Raw genomic sequence first — 25,628 nt, forward strand, 5'->3', positions numbered from 1 at the left:
GCGAAATCTGGCTAACACTGTGAGGGTGAGTGAGCAAAAATAAACTGTCGAAGGGCCAACAACGTCGCGTAAGCGCTAACCACGATCGCCGTCTCAACCAGCGCAGAGAGCGTCCGGAAGCGGATGATAATCTGTTTGGTGAAGCTGCAGATGGGGTCGTTGTCAGCCGTTTTGGCATGCACGCCGATGTCGAGGACAGCGCAGGCGTCGCCCACCGCTGCAATATTCGTCGTACTATTCGTTCGCTGGTGACCGGCGACCGCGTGCTGTGGCGTCCGGCGCTGAGCGGCGGCAAAGGTATTGTCGAAGCGGTGCATGAACGCACCAGCGTATTAACCCGTCCCGACTTTTACGATGGCGTCAAACCGATCGCCGCCAATATCGATCAGATCATTATCGTGTCGGCCATTCTGCCCGAACTGTCGCTGAACATCATCGACCGCTATCTGGTTGCCAGTGAAACGCTGGATATTGAGCCGCTGCTGGTCCTGAACAAAACCGATCTGCTGGATGAGAAGGCGCGCGCCTTTGTCGATCGGCAGATGGATATTTATCGTGAGATTGGTTACCGGGTCGTCATGGTCTCCAGCCGGGCGAAAAACGGTCTGGATGAGCTGGAAGCTGCATTAACCGATCGCGTTAGCATCTTCGCCGGCCAGTCTGGCGTTGGTAAATCGAGCCTGCTGAATGCCCTGCTCGGCCTCGATAAAGAGGAACAGGTGGCCATTCTGACCAATGAAGTCTCTGATAACTCCGGTCTCGGTCAGCACACCACCACCGCCTCGCGGTTGTATCACTTCCCACACGGCGGCGATGTGATCGATTCGCCCGGCGTGCGCGAGTTTGGCTTATGGCATCTTGAACCGGAACAAATCACCCGCGGATTTGTCGAATTTCGTGCCTACCTCGGCGATTGCAAGTTTCGTGACTGTAAGCACGGCAGCGATCCCGGCTGTGCAATCCGCGAAGCGGTAGAGCAGGGAAAAATCAACGTTTCCCGTTTCGATAACTACCACCGCATTCTGGAAAGCATGGCGCAGGTAAAAACGCGTAAAAACTTCCCTGACGGTGAAGGTTAACGGGTATAACCGCGTCCTGAACGCAGATTTTCATCCGGCGCGCGGTGCTGCCCGCTGCGGCGGGTTACCCGGTCCCGATGCTGCGCGCCAATTGGCCAGAGGCCCGGCGATTCGCCGCGTGGCATAAATCGGCTATAGTCGCCATCTGACCGGGGCGCTGCTACAATCCGCTCCCTTTTTTATCAACGTCATGAAAATAGCCAGGAGGCTAAGGTGTTTGATCGTTTGAAACTCGGCTTGAATCATATTCTCCCGAAGAAATGGCTGACTGAACTCGCCGGTTGGGGCGCCAGTCGCCGCGGTGGTTGGTTGACCAAACTGGTCATTGACATCTTTGTCTGGTTTTACAAAGTCGACATGGCGGAAGCGCGCAAGCCGGACACCGCCAGTTATCGCACCTTTAACGACTTCTTTGTCCGTCCGTTAAAAGACGATGCGCGTCCGGTGGATGCTGACGCCAACCTGATCGCCCTGCCCGCTGATGGCGCAATCAGCCAGCTCGGCCACATCGAGGGTGACCAGATCTTCCAGGCGAAAGGTCATCACTACACGCTTGAAGCCCTGCTGGCGGGAAATGAGCAGATGGCGGCCCGCTTTGTTCACGGTGAATTTGTTACGACCTATCTGGCACCGCGCGACTATCACCGCGTTCATATGCCGTGCAACGGTATCCTGCGTGAGATGATCTACGTGCCGGGCGATCTCTACTCAGTTAACCCGCTGACCGCGCGCAACATCCCTAACCTGTTTGCCCGCAATGAGCGTGTTATCTGCTATTTCGAGACGGATATCGGTCCAATGGTGCAGATTCTGGTCGGCGCCACCATCGTCGGCAGCATCGAAACGGTGTGGGCCGGTACTATAACCCCGCCGCGTGAAGGCGTGATTAAACGCTGGCACTATCCGGCAGCGGATGATGAAGGTGCGGTGGTGCTGCTGAAAGGTCAGGAAATGGGTCGCTTTAAGCTGGGCTCTACCGTGATTAACCTGTTCGCACCGGGCCGGGTCAAACTGGCTGAAAGCCTTGAAGCTGAAAGTAAAACCCGTCTGGGTCAACCGCTGGCGATTGCCCTGCCGGTGGCGACAGACGTTTCCGACGTCATCGTCGACTAAGTGAGTGTCACCTGTGCGTTCGATTCTCCTCCTGCTGCTGAGCCTGTGGCTCAGCAGCTCGGCCTTTGCGGCCAGCCTGCCTGACGCGAACCAGCTAAAACAGCAGCTGGAAGAAGTCAAAGCCGCCAAAAGTTCACCCGCCCAGGCAGAACAGATCCAGTCCATTGAAGCCGCGTTAAATTTCCTCTCTGAACGTGATGACTCGCTGGAGCGTGCCGCCCAGTATCAGCAGGTCATTGATGATTTCCCGCGTCTGGCTCGCGAGTTACGTCAACAGATCGCTGCGATGGGCGACAGCGCAAAGACCGTGCGCAGCAACATGAGCAGCGCGGAACTGGATCAGGAGATTCTGCAGGTCAGCAGCCAGCTGCTGGAAGAGGGTCGTCAGGCGCAGCAGGAGCAGGATCGCGCACGTGAGATCAGCGACTCCCTGTCGCAGCTGCCACAACAGCAGACCGAAGCCCGCCGCGCCATGACCGAAAGTGAACGACGTTTGCAGGCGGCCAGCAACAGCGCCTCGCCGCAGGGCCAGCTGCAACTGGCGGCGCGTCAGGCGGAAAATGCCGCCAATAAAGCGCGCGTCGATGAGCTGGAGCTGGCGCAGCTCTCCGCCAATAATCGTCAGGAACTGGCGCGGATGCGGGCCGAAGCGCACCAGCGCAAAGCCGCTCAGCTGGATAACTATCTGCAGGCGCTGCGTAATCAGCTCAACGATCAGCGCCAGCGTGAAGCCGAACTGGCGCTGGCACGCACCGAGCAACTGGCGGAAAACAGTGGCGATCTGCCACCGGCAATCAGCGATCAGTTCCGCGTTAACCGCGATCTCTCCGTTGCCCTGAATCAGCAGGCGCAGCGGATGGATCTGGTAGCGTCGCAGCAGCGGCTGGCAACCAATCAAATTATTCAGGTACGTCAGGCGCTCTCAACCCTGCGCGAGCAGTCACAGTGGCTCGGCGCCTCTAATTTACTGGGGGAAGCGCTACGGGCCCAGGTGGCGCGTCTGCCGGAGATGCCCAAATCTCAGCAGATTGATAACGAGATGGCGCAGCTGCGGGTTCAGCGACTCCATTATGAAGATTTGCTGGATCGTCAGGAGGCGCTACGCAAGGGCCATCAGGCGGATGGACAGCCCTTTACCAGCGAGCAGAAGCGAATCCTTGATGCCCAGTTGCGGACCCAGCGCGAACTGCTTAATTCCCTGATCTCCGGCTGCGACACCCTGATCCTGGAGATCACCAAGCTGAAGGTCGGCAACACGCAGTTGCAGGATGCGCTGACCGAAGTAAAAGATGCCACCCACCGTTATCTGTTCTGGACCGCCGACGTCAGCCCGATCGGCCTGAGTTACCCGCTGGATCTGGCTAAGGATCTATCACGCCTGCTGTCGCTGGATACACTGGGTCAGCTCGGCAAAGCGATGGCAATGATGTTTACCAGCCGCAACACCGTGCTGCCGATCATTGGCGCCCTGCTGCTGGTCGGTTTCAGCATCAGTTCGCGTCGTCACTTCAACGCCTTCCTTGAACGCTCCGCCAGCAAAGTCGGCAAGGTCACTCAGGACCGCTTCCGGCTCACCATTCGTACCGTATTCTGGTCGATACTGGTGGCGCTGCCGCTGCCGGTGTTGTGGGGCACGCTGGGTTATGGTCTGCAGAACGCCTGGCCCTACCCGATTGCCGTCGCCATCGGCGATGGTATTACCGCCACGCTGCCGCTGCTGTGGGCCTTTATGATCAGCGCCGCCTTTGCCCGCTCCAACGGCCTGTTCATCGTCCATTTCCGCTGGCCGCAGAACCGCGTGGCGCGCGCTATGCGCTACTACTCGCTGAGCATCGGTCTGATTGTGCCGCTGATCATGCTGTTAATCGCCTTTGGTAATCTGGAAGATCGTCAGTTCTCTTCGTCACTGGGACGCCTCTGTTTCATTCTGATTTGTGGCGCGATCAGCATCGTTACCGTCAGCCTGAAACGCGCCGGGATTCCGCTCTATCTGGATAAAGAGGGCAACGGCGACAACATGATCAACCGTATGCTGTGGAACCTGATGATCGCGATGCCGCTGATGGCGGCGCTCGCCTCGGCAATCGGTTATCTGGCGACGGCGCAGGCCTTGCTGGCCCGGCTGGAAACCTCGGTTGCCATCTGGTTCCTGCTGCTGGTGATCTATCACATTATCCGCCGCTGGATGCTGATTCAGCGGCGCCGTCTTGGCTTTGACCGCGCCCGTCAGCGCCGCGCTGATATGCTGGCGAACCGGGCGCGCAGTGAAGAAGAGAAAGAACAAGGCGCACAGAATACCGACGCGATTGAGATTGAAGAGCCGGTTATCGATCTTGACGCTATCAGTGCGCAGTCGCTGCGGCTGGTGCGCTCAATTCTGACGCTGATTGCGCTGGTTTCGGTGATTGTGCTGTGGTCGGAAATTCACTCCGCTTTTGGCTTCCTGGAGAATATTCCGCTGTGGGACGTCAACACCTCGGTGCAGGGCGTGGAGTCTATCCAGCCGATTACCCTGGGTTCGGTGCTGATCGCCATTCTGGTGTTTATTATCACCACCCAGCTGGTGCGCAATATGCCCGCTCTGCTGGAACTGGCGCTGCTGCAGCACCTTAATCTGACGCCCGGTACCGGCTATGCCATCACCACGCTGACCAAATACCTGCTGTTGCTGATTGGCGGATTGATTGGTTTCTCGCTGATCGGTATTGAGTGGTCGAAATTACAGTGGCTGGTGGCCGCACTCGGTGTCGGGCTCGGTTTTGGCTTGCAGGAAATTTTTGCCAACTTTATCTCGGGTCTGATCATTCTGTTTGAAAAACCGATCCGCATTGGCGACACGGTCACGATTCGCGACCTGACCGGCAGCATTACCCGCATCAATACCCGCGCCACCACGATCACTGACTGGGACCGCAAAGAGATTATTGTGCCGAACAAAGCCTTTATCACCGAGCAGTTCGTTAACTGGTCGCTGTCCGATTCGGTGACGCGTGTGGTGCTGACCATTCCTGCACCGGCGAAAGTCAGCAGCGAACAGGTGACAACCATCCTGAAACAGGCGGCTGAACGTTGCAGCTATGTGCTGGATACGCCGCCACCTGAAGTTTTCCTGGTCGATTTACAGCAGGGCATTCAGCTGTTTGAACTGCGTGTACATGCGGCTGAGATGGGGCATCGTATGCCGCTGCGTCATGAGCTGCATCAGCTGATCCTCAGCGGATTTGAGCAGCACGGTATCGAGATGCCGTTCCCGCCGTTCCAGATGCGGATGGAGATGCTGGGCAAGAAGCTGCCAGCCAGCAACGGTACGCCCGCGGCACGCGCTTATAAATCTGGCGGCCTGTAAACGACAACGCCCGGCTAAGCCGGGCGTTGTTGGGTCAGGGCGATGATTTACTGCTTCACAAATTCTTCGCCCTGGGCGATATCTTTCTTCAGCGTATCCAGCATCCCGGTCAGCGCCTGCTGTTCGAAAGCACTCAGCGTGCCAATCGGCTGACGCTCGGCAATGCCGTTTTTACCCAGCAGCAGCGGCTGAGAGAAGAAACGCGCATATTCGCCATCCCCTTCTACATAAGCACACTCCACCACATTGGCCTCACCGTTAAGCGCACGCACCAGCGATAAACCGAAACGCGCGGCAGCCTGGCCCATCGACAGCGTGGCAGAACCGCCACCCGCTTTGGCTTCAACCACTTCCGTCCCGGCGTTCTGGATGCGTTTGGTGAGATCCGCCACTTCCTGTTCGCTGAAGCTGACGCCTGGCACCTGCGACAGCAGAGGCAGAATGGTCACACCGGAATGACCGCCGATAACCGGTACCTCAACCTCGCCAGGTTGCTTACCTTTTAACGCGGCCACAAAGGTATTGGCGCGGATGATATCCAGCGTGGTGACGCCAAACAGGCGGTTTTTGTCGTAGACGCCATGTTTTTTCAGCACCTCCGCCGCAATCGCCACCGTGGTATTGACCGGGTTAGTGATCACCCCGATTAAGGCTTTGGGTGCCGTCGTCGCCACCTGATCAATCAGATTGCGCACAATGCCGGCATTCACGTTGAACAGGTCGGCGCGATCCATACCAGGCTTACGCGCTACACCAGCAGAGATCAGTACCACATCGGCACCCTGCAAGGCGGGCGTGGCGTCTTCTCCACTAAATCCCTTGATAGCGACCGCCGTCGGAATATGGCTGAGATCGACGGCAACACCCGGCGTCACCGGTGCGATGTCATACAGTGAAAGTTCTGAACCTGCAGGAAGCTGGGTTTTGAGCAGAAGTGCGAGCGCCTGGCCTATGCCGCCAGCGGCACCGAGAACGGCAACTTTCATTCTTAACTCCTTATTAAGGTGGGGCAGAGATGGGCCGAAATTCTATCTGTGTCAGACCTTAATCAACTGCTCAGGCGATGATAAATATCCGCTGTTAATTCTACGTGTTTTCACACTTAATCGCCGGATTCAAAAGTTACTTATCATCTTCATACCTGAATGACCGACAACTGTGCCGTCGTCAGACAGAGAACGGCTACGTGCGTTTTCTGTTACTACACCACCAATAATATAACAACTTTGCAACCTTCGCCTTCCAGCGCTGTGACAGGGGTTTTGGTATGAGACGATTTCTTTGCTATTATCGCCGCCCGCTAGCCGCCCGAACCCTGTTCATCAATCAACCGATTGCATAAAAATGCATTTAAATGCATAATCACCACTCTGCCGCGGGCGGCTGCGCGGTTATTCCCTCTATTTATTGGTAACCTATGCGAAACCCATCGAAACAAGACGATCTGATCAAGGCTTTCAAGGCCTTATTAAAAGAAGAAAAATTCAGTTCCCAGGGCGAAATCGTTCAGGCGCTCCAGGATGAAGGCTTCGAGAACATCAACCAGTCAAAGGTTTCTCGTATGCTGACCAAATTTGGCGCGGTACGCACCCGCAATGCCAAAATGGAGATGGTTTATTGCTTGCCTGCCGAACTTGGCGTGCCGACCACCACCAGCCCGTTAAAAAACCTGGTTCTGGACATCGATTACAACGATGCGCTGGTGGTGATTCATACCAGCCCGGGCGCCGCACAGCTGATTGCGCGCCTGCTCGACTCGCTGGGCAAATCAGAAGGCATCCTGGGCACCATCGCCGGGGATGACACCATTTTTATCACCCGCGCACGCGACTTCACGGTTAAGCAACTGCACGGTGCCATTCTTAACCTGTTTGAACAGGAACTCTGATAGCGGACCTGTTGACTGAGCATAATCGTGCCGGTCAACAGCCTGTTTTGCCCGCGCCTGCCACTTCTCCTGCCCTGTCCTGATTAAAATCAGTGCGTTAGCGTCATGCTTTGGTCGTTTTCTCTCGTCTGAATAATGGTCATACCTTTTGGTCTGCTTAACCTTTCGCGCTATTTTACACTGCTTTACATCACGACACTGGCGACATTACCCAGATCTGAATCAAAGTCCAGGCTGATCGACCACCTCTTTTCGCACAAAAAGATAAAGTGATTTATCCCGCTGTTTTTGCAGCAAAAAGGGCTGAAAAGGTCATTTTTCAGCCGGTTTTTATAACGCTGGGTTATTAAAAGTAGCCATAAGGATAAAGAATCACAAAAAAACATTATTAGCGGAGTATTAATTTCTTCCGTTATTAGTTCTATACTTCTTTTCGTGATGCAAATCACACCAACTAAAAAGATAAAAATTGACGACGAGGAAAAATACATGAACGTAAAAACTACCATCGCTACGCTGAGCATTCTCTCTGCTCTTTCTTTTGGTGCTGTGGCAGCAGAATCTGTCACCGCAGCGCAGGCACAGGATCTGCAACCCGCAGGTACCGTCAGCGTCAGTGGCGTTGCAGGCTCACCGATGGAAATTAACCAGCAGCTGAGTGATAAAGCCGATCAGCAGGGCGCAAAAGCCTATCGCGTGATCGAGGCGTACAACAACGGCAACTATCACGCCACTGCCCGTTTGTACAACTAAGCCCAGCGTCATCAGATATCGCCCCGAACCCTCTTTTTGACGCGCGGTTATGCGCCTCGGTGGGTTCAGGCAAACAATTTCAGGAGAGTTAATCATGAAAAAGACATTCGCTATTGCCGTACTGAGTCTGGCTTCCGTGTTCTCAATGGGTGCCAGCGCAGCCAGCCTGGTATCGAATCAGCAGGCACAGAGCCAGAATCTGCAACCGATGAACCAGACTATCAGCGTCAGCGGCCGTGACGGCGATCAGACCAATATCCGTCAGGTTCTGTCTGAGAAAGCCGATGCGCAGGGTGCCAGCCACTATCGCATCATCGAAAACAACCAGGATGACACCTACCACGTCACCGCTGAGCTGTATAAATAATTAACCGTCACGTCGCCCTGAACGGCGCCGGACCCGTATCGACGACCCGCTTCTTTCTTTTCACCGCAGGTTGTTGAACGTAATGAGGAGACGAACAATGAAAATCAAAACAACCATCGCTACAGTCAGCCTGCTTTCCGTTATGGCGTTCGGCGCTTCTGCCGCACAGCTGGTAACCGGTGAACAGACACAAAACCTGCAGCCTGCGGGAACCGTCACCATCAGTGGTACAGCGGGGGCACCGATGGATTATCGTGCGGAGCTTTCTCAGAAAGCCGATGAGCAGGGTGCCAGCGCCTATAAAGTGATTGAGGCCCGTACCGGCGATAACTATCACTTCACCGCTCAGCTCTATAAGTAATTCCTCGTCAGATTTATGACGAACCCTTTGGCCCCGCTCGCCGGGGCCCTTTTTCATCTGACGTTAAAGTGCAGCTGACCTTCCAGCTCCTCTTCTGCTTCATCAAACAGCAAAATCAGCGCACCATAGCGTCGTCGCTGCCCTTTCCCCAGATTTACAAACTCAATCTCCAGCGGCATCGGCAACAGATCGCCGGTCACCACATCCCATAGTCCATCCAGATCGCAGATCCGCCGCTCTTCCAGCGCAAACCGCTCGCTGAACTGGCGAAAAAAATGTGCCTGATCGACTATCTCATTGAAATCAAAACGCTCGGTTTTCATGCTGACGGCTCCCATCCTCCGTCTGCGGGCGACCCGCGCCGCCCGTTCCTGACCGCTAGCCCAAACCGCCGAGATGCAGCGCTTTGATCTCCAGATACTCTTCCATACCCAGCACCGAACCTTCGCGCCCCAGTCCCGACTCTTTCACGCCACCAAACGGCGCGACTTCCGTCGACACGGCGCATTCGTTTATCCCGATCATGCCGCTTTCCAGCGCGGCAGAGACGCGGAACACCCGCTGCAGGTTCTGGGTGTAGAAATAAGCCGCCAGACCAAAGGGCGTATCGTTGGCGCGGCGGATCACCTCTGCCTCATCATCGAACCGGAAGCAGGCGGCGACCGGACCAAAGGTCTCTTCCTGTGCCAGCTGCATTCCTTCGTGCGCCTCGGTAATCACCGTCGGTTGCCAGAAGTTGCCACCCAGCGCATGACGCTCGCCGCCAGCCAGCAGTTTGCCGCCTTTGGCGACCGCATCCTTAACGTGCTGTTCCACCTTTTCCAGCGCAGAGGCCTCAATCAGCGGCCCGACAATCACTCCCTCTTCCATGCCGTTACCCACTTTGAGCTTACTGACTTCGTCTGCCAGCTGGCGGGTAAAGCGGTCATAGATAGCGCTGTGAATGTAGAAGCGGTTCACGCTGACACAGACCTGACCCGCATTACGGAATTTATTGGCGATCGCGCCCTGCACGGCGGCATCAATATCCGCATCCTCAAACACGATATAAGGCGCATTGCCGCCCAGCTCCATAGAGACTTTTTTCATCGTCTCTGCGGCATTGCGCATCAGCAGCTTGCCGACCTCGGTTGAACCGGTGAACGAGATTTTACGCACCGCTTTACTGGCCATGATGGCGTCGCTAATCGCATGCGTATCACCTGCCACTGCGTTGAGTACGCCATCCGGCACGCCAGCCTGCTTCGCTAACGCCAGCAAGGCAAAGGCAGAAAGCGGCGTATTGTTGGCGGGTTTGATGATGCCGGTACAGCCTGCCGCCAGCGCCGGACCCAGCTTGCGCGTCAGCATCGCCATCGGAAAATTCCACGGCGTGATGGCAGCAACAACGCCAATCGGTTCGCGGGTCGCCAGAATACGGGAACCCGGTTTGGCTGGCGGGATGATTTCACCGTTAGCGCGTTTTGCCTGTTCGGCAAACCACTGAATAAAGCTGGCGGCATACTCCACTTCGCCTTCCGCCTCTTTCAGCGGTTTCCCCTGTTCGGCGGTCATCAGCTCGCCCAGCCAGCGCTTGTTCTCAATGATCAGCTGGTACCAGCGATAAAGGATCTCCGCGCGCGCTTTGGCGGTCAGGGCGCGCCAGGCGGGAAAGGCGCGCTCAGCGGCAGCAATCGCCTGCTCCGTTTCCGCTTTACCCGCTTTAGCGACCTGCGCGATCACCTCGCCGGTGGCGGGATTGGTCACGTCAAAAGTGGTAGAGGTGCGATGCCATTGACCGTCAGCTAAATAACCGGTCTGAAATAGTTCGCTTGTGTGCAGTGATGTCATTGATTCGCTCCTGTCATTTTACCCTTCCGTCAGAAGAGTATAGTTGGCAAAAGCGACAGGTTTTGTGACGGGATGGCATTACACCGGCCGCTGCAGGACGCAGCGGCCGGTTTCAGATTTGGATTAGGGTGTTCTGATACTTGTTCAGCATGGTCGCCAGCCGTTTTACCGGTTCGGTTACGCTGACGGGCGCATCGTAATGCACCAGCTTCTGCTGATAGACCTCCAGCTCCTGCAATAACTGCTCAAAGTAGTAGCGTCGTTTGTCATCGCTGCCGGCGGAGATCACCCGATCGGCGGTGTAGCGCAGCTGGCGATGGTAGGCGGAGAGATCGTCATTCACCGGCACTTCTGCATTGCGTAACCGCTGATGTCCAATGATCAGCGTCAGCGCGATGCGATATTTATCGATGTCGCCGGGAAACAGGTTTAACAGCAGAAACAATTGCTGATAGAGCGCTGGCAGATGGTTTTCACGGCGGCGCGCCTGATTGGTGGTCATCGCCGACACGGCCGCATACATAAAGCGGTTAAGCAGTTTGCGTCCGGTGCGCGCTTTCGATTTATCCCGAATCAACAGGATCACCATCATCGCCACGAAGCAGCCGATCACCTGGCCCAGCACGTTATCGAGGAACACATTGAATCTGAACTCCATCGGGTTATCCAGCACCAGCACGTTAAGCGTCCCGATTAACGCACCAAGGGTGCCCAGCTGACGTCGCTGTACAAAGATACCGCCGATAAAGCCGAGCAGGCCGATGGCAATACAGAGCAACAGTGCGCTCTGCTGGGTATTGGGCAAGACGTAGATAAAGTAGAGCGCGCCAAGCGGCACCGCGACCGTCATGCCGTAGAGAAAGTCTTTCGCCATCATCAGCGGATTCGGCATCCGCATCGCCAGCGCGGTAATCACCGCCAGCATCACCATGCAGCCGCTACCCGAGGTCCAGCCGGTGTATAACCAGAATAACGATCCCAGCGCTGTGGCAACAAAAGTACGGATGCCATTGATCATCGCGTGATGGGTTTCAGCCGAACGCGCCTGAATCACGATTTCGCGTTGCAGGATCTCCTCTTCCAGCGAGGTGATACGGCTGTTACTTTTAATGCCGTTGAGCAGCAGCAGATATTCGGTTGCTGCGCCGACCCAGCTCACCAGCGTGTCCGGCGTCGATTTGCCGCTGGCACCCATTACCCGCCGCATCACCTTCATCCGCTTATGCACCTCTTCAACCGTCGTGGCCTCTTTTTCAATCAGCAAACGGTACTGCGGCGGAATGTAGTCGGGGCGCGCATTCTGAATCAGAAAGGTTTCGGCCGCCTGGGTAATCAGGGTCAGCGAGAGCGTATTGAGCATCTGCAGCCGTCGATTGCTGTTCTTCCAGCGCGAGGATTCCATCATCAGCTGGCTGCGCATACTGTTTAGCGCAGTGGTACGGCGCACCAGCGCGCTCCAGGCCTTATCAACCTCTTCTTTGTCACCGTGCGCGACGCAGAGCTGCAGCAGCTGATAATGCGCCACCAGCAGCGAGTCCACTTCAGCATCGATCACTTTTTTAATCGAGCGCGGCGAGAAGATCATATCCGCCAGAATGGCGCACAAAATCCCGAGCACGATCTCACTGCAGCGCTCTACCGCATACTGCGGTGCCAGCGTCAGGCCGCCGCTGGCGTCGGCGGTAACCACGATAATCAGTGCGGTATAGCCTGCCAGCCCCAGAGCATAGGAGTTTTCAACTTTGATCAGCGATGAGAGCCAGACGCAAAGACCGGCCCAGATGCAGCAGAGCAGCAGCATCACCACCGGCGCACGCACCGTGGCGATCATAATGGTCAGGGCGGCGATACAGCCGATGAAGGTACCGATGATTCGCAGCACACCGCGGTAACGTAGCGCACCTGAATAGGGATCGCCACCGGCGGCGAAGGCGGTGCCGCCGGCAACAATGCCCGCGGTCATCACCGCCCAGCGAGGCGTTTCAAGGTTAAGGTGAAAACCAATCATCAGCGCGGCAAGCAGCGCGAAGGTCAGCTTCACCGGGAAACGCAAGAACTCGATCATATCGCCCTCTTAACCAAACTCACGCAGGCGATTAAACAGTCGGGTCATTGGCGACACCTGTTCCGGCTGGCGATCGGCCTGACCGGTGATCACCACCGTCGCCGTGGTGCCTGCCGGGAAGCGGTTGCCTGGCTGTTGATCAAGACGAATACGCACCGGCACACGCTGCGCCAGACGTACCCACTCCAGGTTAGAGTCGATAGTTGCCATGCCTTTGCTGTCGACCGAGCTGCTGCTGTTGGTGACGCCAGCAGCCACGCTGTCCACCGTACCGCGCAGCACCACATTGCTGCCGAGCGGCGTCACTTCAGCGCGGAAGCCCTGCTCCACGCCGTGCAGTTTGGTCTCTTCCAGGTAGGCCAGCACGTAGAAGGAGTGCTGTTGCACCAGCGCCACCGCCACCGAACCGCGGGTGATAAATTCGCCCTGGTAGACATTCAGGTTGGTGACCCAGCCATCAGACGGTGCCTTAACGGTAGTGCGCTCCAGATCGATCTTCGCCAGGTCGCGGGTCGCCACCGATTTCGCCAGCTGGTGTTCGCTGGTTTGCAGATCGTTGTTAGCCTGATCAATCGCTTCGCGAGACATAGCGGAAGTACCGAGCTGGTTACGACGTCCCGCTTCGCGGCGTTTCTCACCGACCAGCGCCTGATAATATTCGACGTCAGCCTGGGCCTGGTCCAGCGCTTTCTGATAACGCGGGCGATCCACCACAAACAGGGTGTCGCCCTTCTTCACCAGCTGGTTGTCATGAACCGGTACGTCGGTAATCAGACCGGTGACATCGGGTGAGATGGCGACGACGTCGGCAGCGAATTTTGCGTCACGGGTCCAGGGCGATTCGGTATAAAACACCCAGGCGCGGAAAATAATCACCACAGCGATGATGACCAGCAGGATAGTAATCGCGTAACGCGCGATTTTTCTTATGAGTGCTTTCACTTAAACCTCAGACAAATAAACGGGATACAAGGTAAAACACACAGCAGTAAAGCGCTGTATTAAAAAGTGCCGGATGCCAGACAAGATCGTAAATACCGCTCGGCGTCAGCACACGTTTCACTAACCAGAACAGCATTAGCGAGATAATTAATTCGATGAAAACGGGCGGAAAAGAGAGCCCAAACATGACAAATACCGGAAGCACACTCATCAGAAATCCTTAGTTCGACCTTGCCGGGATACTTCTTTGCCTCGTCAGATGTCGCAGGAAAAGCCACTGGTCGCTCTATCCGAACCCCAGCTGGCTTAATAATAGCGTATCATCGAAGGGCAACAGGCAATGAAGAATCACCGGGAAATACCCCGGCGCGCTTATAGTAACGCGCCTGACTATAAGTTTTCTACAGAATGTGATCTAAATCACTTTTAAGCCAGAGTAAATAATGGAACGACTCAAGGGCATGTCGATTTTCGCCAAAGTGGTTGAACTGGGTTCGTTTACCGCTGCCGCACGCCAGCTCCATCTGAGCGTCTCTTCGATCAGTCAGATCGTGGCAAAACTGGAAGATGAGCTACAGGTCAAATTGCTTAATCGCAGCACACGCAGTATCGGGCTGACAGAAGCGGGCAAAATTTATTATCAGGGCTGTCGTCGTATGCTGGCGGAAGCTACCCAGGTGCATGAGCAGCTCTACGCCTTTAATAACACGCCGATTGGCGTACTGCGTATTGGCAGCTCCTCTACCATGGCACAGAACGTGCTGGCTGGCATGACCAGCGATATGCTGCGTGAGTATCCGGGATTGAGCGTCAATCTGGTCACCGGCATTCCGGCACCGGATTTGATTGCCGATGGCCTGGACCTGGTGATTCGGGTCGGTGCGCTAAAAGATTCCAGCTTGTTTTCACGTCGCCTGGGCGCCATGCCGATGGTGGTCTGCGCGGCAAAAAGTTATCTGGCGCAGCACGGTACGCCGGAAAAACCGGGCGATATCGATAATTTCGCCTGGCTGGAATATAGCGTGCGTCCCGATAATAACTTTGAGCTGATTGCGCCAGAAGGGCTGGTGACGCGACTGGCGCCGCAGGGGCGTTTCGTCACTAACGATTCACTGACCCTGATCCGCTGGCTGAAAGCGGGTAACGGCATCGCCTACGTGCCAATGATGTGGGTGATTGATGAGATCAATGCCGGTGAGATTGATATTCTGTTTCCGCAGTATCAGTCTGAGCCGCGCCCGGTTTACGCGCTTTATACCGAAAAGGATAAGTTGCCGCTCAAGGTTCAGGTCTGTATCGATTATCTGACTGGCTACTTCGAACAGGTTGCCGAGCAGTATCAGCAGCAGCGTAAAAGCTAACAACCCGCCGGGCGGCGGGTTGTTGAGAGAATATCAGGCGGTGCCGCCGATAGTCAGTTTATCCAGCTTCAGGGTCGGCTGGCCCACGCCCACCGGCACGCTCTGGCCTTCCTTACCGCAGACGCCAACGCCTTTATCCAGCGCCAGGTCGTTACCTACCATTGAGATCTGCTGCATCGCTTCAATACCGGAACCAATCAGGGTCGCGCCCTTCACCGGTTTGGTAATTTTGCCGTTCTCAATCAGATAGGCTTCTGAGGTAGAGAAGACAAATTTGCCTGAGGTGATGTCCACCTGGCCGCCACCAAAGTTAGGCGCATACAGGCCATATTCAACGCTTTCGATGATCTCCTGCGGCGTCGACTTGCCGGCCAGCATATAGGTGTTGGTCATACGCGGCATCGGCAGATGGGCATATGATTCACGACGACCGTTTCCGGTAGGACTGACGCCCATCAGGCGCGCATTGAGCTTGTCCTGCATGTAGCCTTTCAGCACGCCGTTCTCAATCAGCATATTGTACTGACCCGGTACGCCCTCATCATCGACCGCCAGGGAGCCGCGCAGCCCTTCAATGGTGCCGTCATCGACCACCGTACAGAGTTCTGACGCCACCAGCTGCCCCATTTTGCCGCTGAATACCGAGGTGCCGCGACGGTTGAAGTCGCCTTCCAGACCGTGTCCCACCGCTTCATGCAGCAGTACGCCCGGCCAGCCCGCGCCCAGCACCACCGGCAGCGTACCGGCAGGTGCCGCCACGGCAGAAAGGTTAACCAGCGCCATTCGCACCGCTTCACGCGCCCAGGCATCGGCACGCACATCGCCATTTTCATCGGCGAGGAAGAACTCATAACCGGTACGTCCGCCGCCGCCGCTTGAGCCGCGCTCGCGTTTACCCTGATCTTCGACCTGAACACTGATAGAGAGACGAACCAGCGGACGCACATCAGCCGCCAGCGTGCCATCCGTCGCGGCCACCAGCACCTGCTCATACACGCCGCTCAGGCTGGCGTTGACCTCCTGCACGCGCGGGTCGGCCGCACGGGCCACCTGATCGACACGGTACAGCAACGCAATTTTGTCTTCACGCGTCAGGCTGCTGAGCGGGTCAACCGTGGAGTAGAGCGAGCGGTTCATTACCGCAGACAGGGTGTGCGCCTTGCCGTTGCCCTGTTCGCGTACGATGCTGCGTGCCGCTTCCGATGACAGCCGCAGGGCGTTCAGCGTGATCTGGTCAGCATAGGCAAAGCCGGTTTTCTCACCGCTGACGGCACGCACGCCGACGCCCTGATCAATATGGTAGGAGCCATCTTTGATGATTTTGTCTTCCAGCACCCAGGATTCGTGGAAACTGGACTGAAAATAGAGATCGGCATAATCCAGACGACGTTCTGAAAGCTGCCCTAACAGGGAAAAAAGGTCCTGCTGATTAATGCCGTTAGCAGTTAGTAACTGCTCACTTACCAGGTTCAGAGTCATCGTTTCTCACTCATTATGTGCTCGGATAATCATAGCCTGCGGTAATTCCGGTACCGCGTCAAATTCACTTGTTGTCAGTTTCACGCGGTTTACGCAGCACTTCATTGATTTCCGGTTTATCCAGCGGGCCGCTGATGTGATAACGCAGCAGCGATATCCGGTTCCATACCGGTCCCAGCACCTTGCTGGCGGCGAACACCGCCGCGCCAATCACCGGGTTAACCACAAACGCCGCCGCAACGCCGACTGAAGCAGAAATTTCCGGCGTGATGACCGCTTCCATATCGATCCGGCGTTTAACCAGATCCATATTGCCCTGCATCGCGATGTCGGCTTCCAGCCCATCGACCCGCAGGTTATCGGTGCGCATCACGCCATTTTCGATCCAGGCGGTGCCATTAATCGAATCGAAATAGAAGCCATTATTAAAGGTGTCACTGAAATCGAAGCGCAGCTTGCGCAGCAGCGCATCAAAGCTGAACAGGCGCAGGATCTGGCCGGCAGTCCCGGTATTCACATCAGCGATCTGCCCTTTGCCAAAATGGGTTTTCAGCGTGCCGCTCAGGGTTTCAGCTGACGGCTGCCACGGCGCGGCGCGCCAGTGTAAATCGTAATCAATATTGAACGGCGCATCGCGCAGCGGGGTATTGACGCCAAACCAGTTGGTGGCGTTGTTGATATTGGGCCCCTTCAGCGTCCCTTTCAGTGAAGTACGCTGATCGTCCCGGCGATTGACCCAGTCACCCTTAATTTTCAGCTGCGAGCTGCCGGTATCTACCGTTCCGTTAGTAAGTGCTAACGTATCTCCTTTCGGTTGCAGCGTCGCCGCAACCCGGCCATATTTCTGTCCCAGTACCCAGCATTCGGCACAGCGCAACTGTAACGCTGGCCAGCCGCTGAAGTTAATCTGGCTGGCTTGCTGAGCGCTGGCGTTGTCGCCCTGCTGCGCGTCATGGTGCCACTGCGGATTGTAATAGAGGTAATCCAGACCAATCTGCCACGGTGCCTTAGGCGTTATCTCCAGTTTACCGCGTATCTCCTGGGCATTGACGCTGACCTGCGCCTTGCCATCGGCCGTCTCTGCCAGCGTCGCGTCTACCGCATGCCACTGCTGCCCCGCCAGCGTGACCGCCGGAGTGCGCACAATCAGGTTGCCCGGCAGCGTGACGCCGCCCAGCTGACGCTCTTCAGCGCTGCCGCCGGTACCGCCACTTGCGCCAGCCATCATTGCTACCCAGGCTTCGCCATCCAGCGGCGGCAGATTCAGCACCATGCCGGCATGATCGGGAAGCGCAGGCGTTTTCGCCGTGTCATTCAGCCAGATGCCGCGATCGACGCGTAAGGTCGGCTCCAGCAGCCAGCGGCTGTTGAACCGATGACGGGTCGCCACGCTGCCGCTGAGATCGAAATGCTGCAGGTCGCCGCTGGCTTTGATATTGATCGGCATCGCCTCACCGGCCTTTTTATCCAGTGGTGAAGGTAAGCGACTGCTCACTTCCCTGGCATCCCCGTTCAGCTCTACTTCATATTTCGCCCCGCCCCGATGCGGCAGCGTAATATTCACATCACCCTGCCACGGCAGATGTCCACCCAGCTGGCGGCTGGCGGCCGCAGGAATCTCGCTGATTTTGGCTGGCTGCCAGTCACCCAGCAGTTTCACCTTCACGCCGAAATCATCCGGATTCTCCCGGGTGCTGAAACTGACTCCCAGCGGCTGACCAAACCAGGCAGCCCGCATCTCTTCACTTTCCAGATTACCGTTGTTGTAACGGAAGCGGCCGGTGAGACCGGTTAGCGTCGTTTTCAACGGCTTGATAAACAGTGAGTTGTTGTTCATTACCACGTTGCCGCTGGCATGAACCTGCTGACCATCCAGCGGAATATCCAGGTTCAGATGTCCCCGCGTAGTGCCTTTGATTTCCAGCTGCTCCAGCGCCGCACCGAGTGACGATTTCAGCGGCGTCTGCTGGAAATAGTCGGCGATCTGTTTGCCGTCTCCGCTGATATCGCCATCGATAATCAGCTTCTCTTTCAGGTAATCGGGAATAACGGCGCTGACGTTACGTGCATCAACCTCACCCAGCCGGGCCGTGGCGGCATTCATCCACAAGCCATCATTGAGGAAGTTAAGATCGATATCCAGATTGCTGAGCGCCGGCCATTTGGGCTGGAAAGCGTACGTTGCCTGGCGCAGCGGTACCCAGACCTGGAACATGCCGTCGTTGTGCTTGAACGGGAACAGCGCCGGGTTACCGGCAAACAGCAACGTGGCGTTATCGACTTTACCGCCCTTGATCGCGCCGCTCAGGTAGTGCGTCAGTCCGTTGCCCATCAATGGCACCGGAAAATAGCGCCAGGCATCGCCCGCATCGGTTAGCCTGATGCCAGCCAGGATATCCAGCCGCGGCTCACCGCCGCTGTTTTGCTGGTAACTGAAGTCGCCACGCGCCCAGAGCGAGCGCGCCTGCAGATCAAGATTTTCGCCCGCCAGCGTCAGGCCCTGCTGATCACGCTGCCAGCGCAGGTTACCGGTGACCTGTTTGATCTCAAGCGGTGCCTGAAAGACATCGCCATACGGCACGGTGGCTGCGCCCATGTCGACGCTGACCTGACCATGATTCAGGCTGCCACGCGCCTCTCCGCTTAAATGGCTGATTCCCGGCAGCAGTTTCCAGTGTTGCCAGCTAAAGTCGCGCCATTTGACCTGCAGACGCGTCTGCTCCGGCTGCTGTAGCGGAATATCCAGCGCCAGGCCTTCGATGGTGCCCTGAGGCCGCAGCGTGCGCCAGTTTTCAAACAGCGCTGGCGAGAGCGGCGCAAATAGCGGCACGATCGGCGCAATGTGATCCAGCGCCAGTTGGGTGGCTCGCACCCGCACTTCAGGCTGGCCATTGGCACCCAGCATCTGCTTATCTTCCGGCCGCCATAGCAGCGAGAAGTGTCCGGCCGGCCACGGATTGCCGTCGGTGCTGAGACGCGTCTGCGGAATATTCACCACCCAGCCGTTCTGGAAGCGCGACAGGTGCGCCGTCAGGCCATCAACCTGCAGCGTATGCCGGCCCGTTTCCCCCTGCCAGCTGGCACCGCCCTGCCGCAGCAGCAGATCACCGGCATAAATGTCGCCGTCGCGCAGGTTGACCCAGGCCGCCAGGCTAAAGCGGGCGCTATCCAGCCGGGTATTATCACGCATCCAGCGGCCCAGCCACGGACGCATATCCACGTCATCGGCCTGCATCCAGATGCGGCCATCATTCAGCAGACCGTTGCTGTCATTAAGATCAAGCCGCACCTGAACCACGCCATGCTGACCGGTAAAGCTCGACAGGCTGACTTCACCCTCAGCCCGATGGCGCGTTTTTTCATTCAGCCAGGTGAGTCGCGGAATCGCCAGCTCGGCATGCTGACCGGATGGCGTACGGAAGCGAATGGTGCTGTCGCGCAGGTCGAAATGGTCAAACTGGCGCAGGAAAAGTTCATTGATTTGAGCCGGACGAAAGCTGTTCTTCTCTTTATCGCTGTCCAGCAATGGGCGGTTACTGTCGAGATGCAGCTGCCAGAAAGTGAGATCGCGGAATTGCCAGCGCCAGTGCAGCAGGGATTGCCAGACGTCGAGGGCCAGATTGATGCGGGCGATGGTGAGTTTGCCGTTTTCCTGCAGATCGACGTTGAGATCGCGTATCTGAAGAGTTGGGCCAAAATTCTCCCATTTCCCCTGCAGCTGACGGGCGCTCACGGGTACGCCACTGCGCTCGGAGACGAATTGCAGAAGGTTGCTGCGATAGCTGTCGAGATGCGGCATTACCAGACGCAGCCCGCTGACCAGCAGCGCGACAATCACGATGATCGCGGCGACCAGCAGTAACAAGATCCTCGGCAACTGCCTCACTCACACCTCTCCTTGCCTTCCGTTAACGACGGATAGTTAATTCTGAAACCCGGCCGTCTTCAGACAAAAGCACCAGACAGGCGCATGTTATCCCAGACAAGGGCGATTTTTTAGCCCGACGATCAGAGAAAAGCCGGTCGGGCTGACGTGCCTGATATTACATCATCACCACGTCAAACTGCTCCTGGGTATAGAGCGCTTCGACATGGACTTTGACCTGTTTGCCGACAAAGATTTCTACTTCTGCCAGCGCATGTGACTCATCAGTTTTCAGGGCTTCACCTACCGTCGGCGAGACGTAGACCAGGAAGCGGTCAGCGTCATACGCGTGGTGGACCCGCACGATCTCGCGCATGATCTCGTAGCAGACCGTTTCAACCGTCTTCAGCGTGCCGCGCCCTTTACACACCGGACAATCTTCACACAGCACGTGCTCAATACTTTCACGCGTCCGCTTGCGCGTCATCTCCACCAGGCCCAGCGCCGAGAAACCACTGATACCGGTTTTCACCCGATCTTTACTCAGCGCCGTTTCCAGCGAATGCAGCACCCGGCGGCGATGCTCTTCGTTGCTCATGTCGATGAAATCAATAATGATGATGCCGCCAAGATTACGCAGTCGCAGTTGACGGGCAATCGCCTGCGTGGCTTCAACGTTGGTATTGAAAATAGTCTCATCGAGGTTGCGATGGCCGACAAAGGCACCGGTATTAATATCGATGGTGGTCATCGCTTCGGTTTGATCGATGATCAGGTATCCGCCTGACTTTAGTTCAACTTTGCGATCCAGCGAACGCTGAATCTCATTTTCAACGTCGAACAGATCAAAGATCGGCTGTTTGCCATTGTAGAGCTCCAGCTTACCGGCCATCTCCGGAATGTATTCACTGGTAAATTCCACCAGCATATCGCAGGTGAGACGCGAATCGACACGGATGCGGTCCAGCGCTGCGCCGGCGAAATCACGCAAAATACGCTGGGCTAAAGCCAGCTCGCCGTAGAGCAGACAGCGGGTCTGGTTACGCTTTTTGCGCTCGCTGACTTTGGTCCACAGACGCTTGAGAAAGGCGGCGTCCTGCGCCAGCTCCTCTTCGCCGATCCCTTCAGCGGCGGTGCGGATAATAAAGCCGCCCAGATGGTCGCAATAATCGGCTACCACCGCTTTGAGACGTTCACGCTCTTTTTCACTCTCGATGCGCTGTGAAACGCCGACGTGTGACGCGCCCGGCATAAACACCAGGTAACGCGACGGCAGCGTGATATCGGTGGTCAGCCGCGCGCCTTTGGTGCCCAGCGGATCTTTCACCACCTGCACCACCAGATCCTGTCCCTGACGAACCAGCTCGGCAATATCCCGCACGATGAAGTTCTTTTTCTCATCGCCCGCCACGCATTCGGTATGCGGCATGATGTCGGAAGCGTGCAGAAAAGCGGCCTTATCCAGACCGATATCGACAAACGCCGCCTGCATCCCCGGCAGGACACGGCTGACCCGGCCTTTGTAGATATTGCCGACGATGCCGCGCCGCGCTTCGCGCTCAATATGAATTTCTTGCAGTATGCCGCCATCAATATAGGCAACACGCGTTTCAGAAGGCGTGACGTTAACCAGTAATTCAGCCGTCATGTTGACCCCTTACGGCACGCAGTGACTGAAAGTGGCTGAGCAACTCTGCAGTCTCAACCAGAGGCAGTCCAACCACCGCGTGATAGCTTCCATTAATTTTGCGGACGAAGTTTCCACCCCTGCCCTGAATGCCGTATGCGCCGGCTTTATCCATCGGCTCACCGGTTGCAATATAGTCGGTGATGTCAGAAGTGGTTAAGGTGCGGAAGGTCACATCCGTGATGACGACACAATCAAGGGACTGCTGAGCATCGGCCAGCGCCACCGCCGTCATCACCTGATGCGTCTGTCCGGAGAGCTTATGCAGCATCGCGGCGGCATGGGCAGCATCGTGCGGCTTTTCCAGCACCTCGCCATTCAGCACCACGATGGTATCTGCGCCGAGTACCGGCAGATCCTGCGCGGCCAGCCTGACACCCGCCTGCGCTTTGTCGTTGGCGAGACGGCGGACATAGTTTTCCGCCGCCTCATTCGGCTGACGCTGTTCTTCAACGTCAGTCACGATGCGCTCAAAGGCCAGGCCAAGTTGAGTTAACAGCTCACGCCGACGCGGTGAACCGGAAGCCAGATAGAGGGTTACCATAAATTTCCTTATTGAACAGCGAACTGACGACGAATCTTTCTCATGAGTAAGAATAGCCATGGCCAGAGAATACCGTCGACGACACTGCTCCAGAAAATTTCAGGTCGGAATGAAACGTTGATCACCAGGAATTCAGCCCAGAAGACAATCACATCCATAGCCAGTGACAGCACCATAACCATTAACGCTTGCTGCCACAACGCTAAGTTGCGGAATAACTGGAACTTAAAGGCGATCAGGTAGGCGATGATGCTGAGCGCCAGTGCCCGTACTCCGAGAGTGGAGCCGGCGATCAGATCCATAATCGCGCCCATCAGGAAGCCGCTGCCGACGTTAACCCGATGCGGCAGCGCAAGTACCCAATAGATGAGGATCAACAACAGCCAGGAGGGCCGGAACATATAGATCTCATCCGGCCACGGCATGATCTGCAGAATCAGCGCAACCAGGAAAGAGAGCCAGATGACCCAACGTCCCTGGCTGCGATATCGACTCAAGGCTGACCTCCGCGCGAACGCGAAGAACTGTTCTGTCCGGCACTGCTGCCGGTCGCCGGTGCCGGCGGTCCCATCTGCGCTGCGGGCGCAGGCGGCCCCATTTCACCCGCAGGCGGCAGAACCTGCGGCATCATCTGCATCAGCCGTTCGTTGGCTACGCGATGCACTTCATCCTGCGGCAGCGGCATATCACCGTTACGATCGGCACCCCACAGCAGCAGCAGATAGCGCAGGCGCTGCAGGCCAGCGGTCGGATGGGCCTGAATCACGGTGTAAGCGCGTTGGGTATCCACTTTAACCGAGGAAACCACACCCACCGGATAGCCTTCCGGGAAGCGTCCGCCAATACCTGAGGTAACCAGTACGTCGCCAACCCGAATATCGGTATTGCCCGGCAGATGCTCAAGTTGCAGATCTTCGGTACAGCCGTTACCGGCGGCAATGACGCGGATGTCATTACGCAAGACCTGAATCGGCAGCGCATGAGAGGCATCGCAAATCAGCAGCACGCGGCTGGTCAGCTGACTCACCGCAATCACCTGCCCGACCACCCCTTTATCACTAATGACCGGCTGACCTTCATAGACACCGTTAACGCTGCCTTTGTCGATCACGACCTGGTCGGTATAGGGGTCAGTGCCGGTCGAGATAACCTGGGTGACCATCTTTTGCTCGTCCTGACGCAGCGGTGAACCCAGCAGTTCACGCAGGCGTGCGTTTTCCTGCTTGTATTGCCCCAGCATCAGCAGGTTACTGTTTTTCAGGAAGAGCTCGCGACGTAAGGCTTTGTTTTCCTGCTCAAGTTGCTGACGTGACGCCAGCGACTCCGACACGCCATCCAGAATCTGGCGCGGCCCATTGGCCAGGAAGTAAAACGGACTGACCGACGTATCCAGATAGTTGCGTATTTGGGTAAACGAACCCACACGGCTGTCAGCAATGATAATGGCTATCGCCACAATGACAGCCAGGAAAAGACGCAACTGCAGGGATGGTCCCCTGCTAAAAATCGGCTTCATATAATCTGCATGATCCTCGACGACAGGTAAGGAAGCCCGGCATAACACCGTGCTCCCCTGAGCTGGACGCATTGCACCGGCGCATAGCGCGCCGGTTGACACGCGACTCCCTGCGCATCGTCATGACGTTCTCAGCCGGTTGAGGCAATTATTCTTCGCTGAACAAATCGCCGCCATGCATGTCGATCATTTCCAACGCCTTGCCGCCACCGCGTGCCACACAGGTCAGCGGATCTTCAGCGACAACCACCGGAATGCCGGTCTCTTCCATCAGCAGACGATCCAGATTACGCAGCAGCGCACCCCCGCCGGTCAGTACCATGCCACGCTCGGAGATATCCGACGCCAGTTCAGGCGGACACTGTTCCAGGGCAACCATCACCGCGCTAACGATGCCGGTTAACGGCTCCTGCAGCGCTTCAAGGATTTCGTTGGAGTTGAGCGTAAAGCCGCGCGGTACCCCTTCAGCCAGGTTACGGCCGCGCACTTCAATTTCACGCACTTCGTCGCCCGGATAAGCGGAACCGATCTCATGCTTGATACGTTCTGCGGTCGCTTCACCAATCAGTGAACCGTAGTTACGACGCACATAATTAATAATAGCTTCATCGAAACGGTCACCACCAATACGCACCGACGAGGAGTAGACCACGCCGTTCAGCGAGATCACGGCCACTTCTGTGGTACCGCCACCGATATCGACTACCATTGAACCGGTTGCTTCCGACACGGGCAGGCCAGCACCGATCGCAGCCGCCATCGGCTCTTCAATCAGGAAGACTTCACGCGCACCGGCACCCTGAGCGGACTCACGGATGGCACGACGTTCAACCTGCGTGGCCCCAACGGGGACGCAGACCAGCACACGCGGGCTGGGACGCATAAAACTGTTGCTGTGGACTTGTTTGATGAAGTGCTGCAGCATCTTTTCGGTGACGAAAAAGTCAGCAATAACGCCATCTTTCATCGGGCGAATGGCTGCGATGTTGCCTGGCGTACGGCCAAGCATCTGTTTTGCGTCATGACCCACGGCCGCGACACTTTTCGGCGAACCGGCACGATCCTGGCGAATAGCTACCACGGAAGGCTCGTTCAGCACGATGCCCTGTCCTTTCACATAAATCAGGGTATTCGCGGTACCCAGGTCAATGGACAAGTCATTGGAAAACATGCCACGAAATTTTTTAAACATACTAAGGGATAATCCTGCAAGCTGGGGGCGGAAAATAAAATCCGCTTACTTTACCAACCACACGAAGCTGCCACAAGGCGCAAAAACGTTCTGCTTCGGTGAAAAAAGACGCCAAATTGCGTTTAAGTCATCTGAACCGGCCATCAGTGGCAGCAGAATGGCGACAACACGCCATCGGCTCCGGTTTTCATGGCATTTCGCACCCTTGTTTCCGACATAAAATCTAACATTTCCGACAGG

At 56.5% G+C, this 25,628-nt stretch carries 21 protein-coding genes; 8 read left to right on the forward strand and 13 right to left on the reverse strand.

Annotated features, from left to right (window positions below):
* The first annotated feature begins 29 nt into the window (after window positions 1-29).
* The 3 genes from rsgA to mscM all read left to right on the forward strand — a co-directional run bounded on the left by rsgA (window position 30) and on the right by mscM (window position 5,538).
* The gene (gene rsgA, locus WFK59_RS17675) at window positions 30-1,079 is read left to right on the forward strand and encodes a small ribosomal subunit biogenesis GTPase RsgA (RefSeq protein ID WP_233986994.1); all 1,050 of its coding nucleotides are present in this window, start codon (window positions 30-32) and stop codon (window positions 1,077-1,079) included.
* A 213-nt stretch (window positions 1,080-1,292) separates the two neighbouring features.
* Entirely contained in the window at window positions 1,293-2,192 is a 900-nt protein-coding gene (gene asd, locus WFK59_RS17680) for an archaetidylserine decarboxylase (protein WP_336756666.1), read from the forward strand.
* 13 nt (window positions 2,193-2,205) lie between these two features.
* Window positions 2,206-5,538 (forward strand): miniconductance mechanosensitive channel MscM, encoded by a 3,333-nt coding sequence (gene mscM / locus WFK59_RS17685; protein WP_336756668.1) that lies wholly within the window; start codon window positions 2,206-2,208, stop codon window positions 5,536-5,538.
* A 47-nt stretch (window positions 5,539-5,585) separates the two neighbouring features.
* On the opposite strand, the gene mdh is transcribed toward mscM, so the two are convergent.
* The gene (mdh, locus tag WFK59_RS17690; protein ID WP_233986991.1) at window positions 5,586-6,524 is read right to left on the reverse strand and encodes a malate dehydrogenase; all 939 of its coding nucleotides are present in this window, start codon (window positions 6,522-6,524) and stop codon (window positions 5,586-5,588) included.
* Between the two features lie 431 nt (window positions 6,525-6,955).
* Between mdh and argR the strand changes: the two genes are divergently transcribed.
* From argR to yhcN (WFK59_RS17710), 4 genes are all read left to right on the forward strand, one after another.
* Window positions 6,956-7,426: a transcriptional regulator ArgR gene (gene argR / locus WFK59_RS17695; protein WP_031375110.1), complete on the forward strand. Its 471-nt coding sequence runs from the start codon at window positions 6,956-6,958 to the stop codon at window positions 7,424-7,426.
* A gap of 489 nt (window positions 7,427-7,915) precedes the next feature.
* On the forward strand, window positions 7,916-8,179 hold the full coding sequence (yhcN, locus tag WFK59_RS17700; RefSeq protein ID WP_233986990.1) for a peroxide/acid stress response protein YhcN: 264 nt from the start codon (window positions 7,916-7,918) through the stop codon (window positions 8,177-8,179).
* Between the two features lie 94 nt (window positions 8,180-8,273).
* A complete protein-coding gene (locus tag WFK59_RS17705; RefSeq protein WP_233986989.1) occupies window positions 8,274-8,546 on the forward strand; it encodes a YdgH/BhsA/McbA-like domain containing protein in 273 nt (90 codons plus the stop codon).
* Between the two features lie 97 nt (window positions 8,547-8,643).
* Complete coding sequence (gene yhcN / locus WFK59_RS17710; RefSeq protein WP_094121106.1) at window positions 8,644-8,907, forward strand: peroxide/acid stress response protein YhcN; 264 nt, start codon at window positions 8,644-8,646, stop codon at window positions 8,905-8,907.
* 53 nt (window positions 8,908-8,960) lie between these two features.
* Here the strand turns inward: yhcN (WFK59_RS17710) and WFK59_RS17715 are convergent, their stop codons facing one another.
* The 5 genes from WFK59_RS17715 to aaeX form a co-directional block, all read right to left on the reverse strand.
* Window positions 8,961-9,230, reverse strand: coding sequence for a barstar family protein (locus WFK59_RS17715; protein WP_233986988.1), 270 nt, complete (start codon window positions 9,228-9,230; stop codon window positions 8,961-8,963).
* 55 nt (window positions 9,231-9,285) lie between these two features.
* On the reverse strand, window positions 9,286-10,737 hold the full coding sequence (locus WFK59_RS17720) for an NAD-dependent succinate-semialdehyde dehydrogenase (RefSeq protein ID WP_262287816.1): 1,452 nt from the start codon (window positions 10,735-10,737) through the stop codon (window positions 9,286-9,288).
* A 112-nt stretch (window positions 10,738-10,849) separates the two neighbouring features.
* On the reverse strand, window positions 10,850-12,802 hold the full coding sequence (aaeB, locus tag WFK59_RS17725) for a p-hydroxybenzoic acid efflux pump subunit AaeB (protein WP_262287815.1): 1,953 nt from the start codon (window positions 12,800-12,802) through the stop codon (window positions 10,850-10,852).
* Between the two features lie 9 nt (window positions 12,803-12,811).
* Window positions 12,812-13,744 (reverse strand): p-hydroxybenzoic acid efflux pump subunit AaeA, encoded by a 933-nt coding sequence (aaeA, locus tag WFK59_RS17730; protein ID WP_233986985.1) that lies wholly within the window; start codon window positions 13,742-13,744, stop codon window positions 12,812-12,814.
* A 7-nt stretch (window positions 13,745-13,751) separates the two neighbouring features.
* Window positions 13,752-13,955, reverse strand: coding sequence for a p-hydroxybenzoic acid efflux pump operon protein AaeX (aaeX, locus tag WFK59_RS17735; RefSeq protein ID WP_031375118.1), 204 nt, complete (start codon window positions 13,953-13,955; stop codon window positions 13,752-13,754).
* A gap of 232 nt (window positions 13,956-14,187) precedes the next feature.
* Here aaeX and aaeR point away from each other — a divergent pair, with 232 nt between their 5' ends.
* The gene (aaeR, locus tag WFK59_RS17740; protein WP_094121110.1) at window positions 14,188-15,105 is read left to right on the forward strand and encodes an HTH-type transcriptional activator AaeR; all 918 of its coding nucleotides are present in this window, start codon (window positions 14,188-14,190) and stop codon (window positions 15,103-15,105) included.
* A 33-nt stretch (window positions 15,106-15,138) separates the two neighbouring features.
* On the opposite strand, the gene tldD is transcribed toward aaeR, so the two are convergent.
* From tldD to mreB, 7 genes are all read right to left on the reverse strand, one after another.
* The gene (gene tldD, locus WFK59_RS17745) at window positions 15,139-16,584 is read right to left on the reverse strand and encodes a metalloprotease TldD (RefSeq protein ID WP_336756673.1); all 1,446 of its coding nucleotides are present in this window, start codon (window positions 16,582-16,584) and stop codon (window positions 15,139-15,141) included.
* 64 nt (window positions 16,585-16,648) lie between these two features.
* A complete protein-coding gene (gene yhdP / locus WFK59_RS17750) occupies window positions 16,649-20,470 on the reverse strand; it encodes an AsmA2 domain-containing protein YhdP (protein ID WP_336756674.1) in 3,822 nt (1,273 codons plus the stop codon).
* Window positions 20,471-20,627: 157 nt separating this feature from the next.
* A complete protein-coding gene (rng, locus tag WFK59_RS17755; protein ID WP_233986983.1) occupies window positions 20,628-22,097 on the reverse strand; it encodes a ribonuclease G in 1,470 nt (489 codons plus the stop codon).
* Window positions 22,087-22,680, reverse strand: coding sequence for a Maf family protein (locus tag WFK59_RS17760; RefSeq protein ID WP_233986982.1), 594 nt, complete (start codon window positions 22,678-22,680; stop codon window positions 22,087-22,089). Before WFK59_RS17760 ends, rng begins: the two co-directional genes overlap by 11 nt.
* A gap of 8 nt (window positions 22,681-22,688) precedes the next feature.
* Window positions 22,689-23,177 carry a rod shape-determining protein MreD gene (mreD, locus tag WFK59_RS17765; RefSeq protein ID WP_233986981.1) on the reverse strand — a complete coding sequence of 163 codons (489 nt, stop codon included), beginning with the start codon at window positions 23,175-23,177 and terminating at the stop codon, window positions 22,689-22,691.
* Complete coding sequence (gene mreC, locus WFK59_RS17770) at window positions 23,174-24,196, reverse strand: rod shape-determining protein MreC (RefSeq protein WP_233986980.1); 1,023 nt, start codon at window positions 24,194-24,196, stop codon at window positions 23,174-23,176. Before mreC ends, mreD begins: the two co-directional genes overlap by 4 nt.
* 148 nt (window positions 24,197-24,344) lie before the next feature.
* Window positions 24,345-25,388 carry a rod shape-determining protein MreB gene (gene mreB, locus WFK59_RS17775; protein ID WP_003855260.1) on the reverse strand — a complete coding sequence of 348 codons (1,044 nt, stop codon included), beginning with the start codon at window positions 25,386-25,388 and terminating at the stop codon, window positions 24,345-24,347.
* Window positions 25,389-25,628: the final 240 nt, after the last annotated feature.

Origin of the sequence: Pantoea sp. USHLN298, from assembly GCF_037149395.1 — a bacterium.
In the GTDB taxonomy this organism is placed as follows: domain Bacteria; phylum Pseudomonadota; class Gammaproteobacteria; order Enterobacterales; family Enterobacteriaceae; genus Pantoea; species Pantoea astica.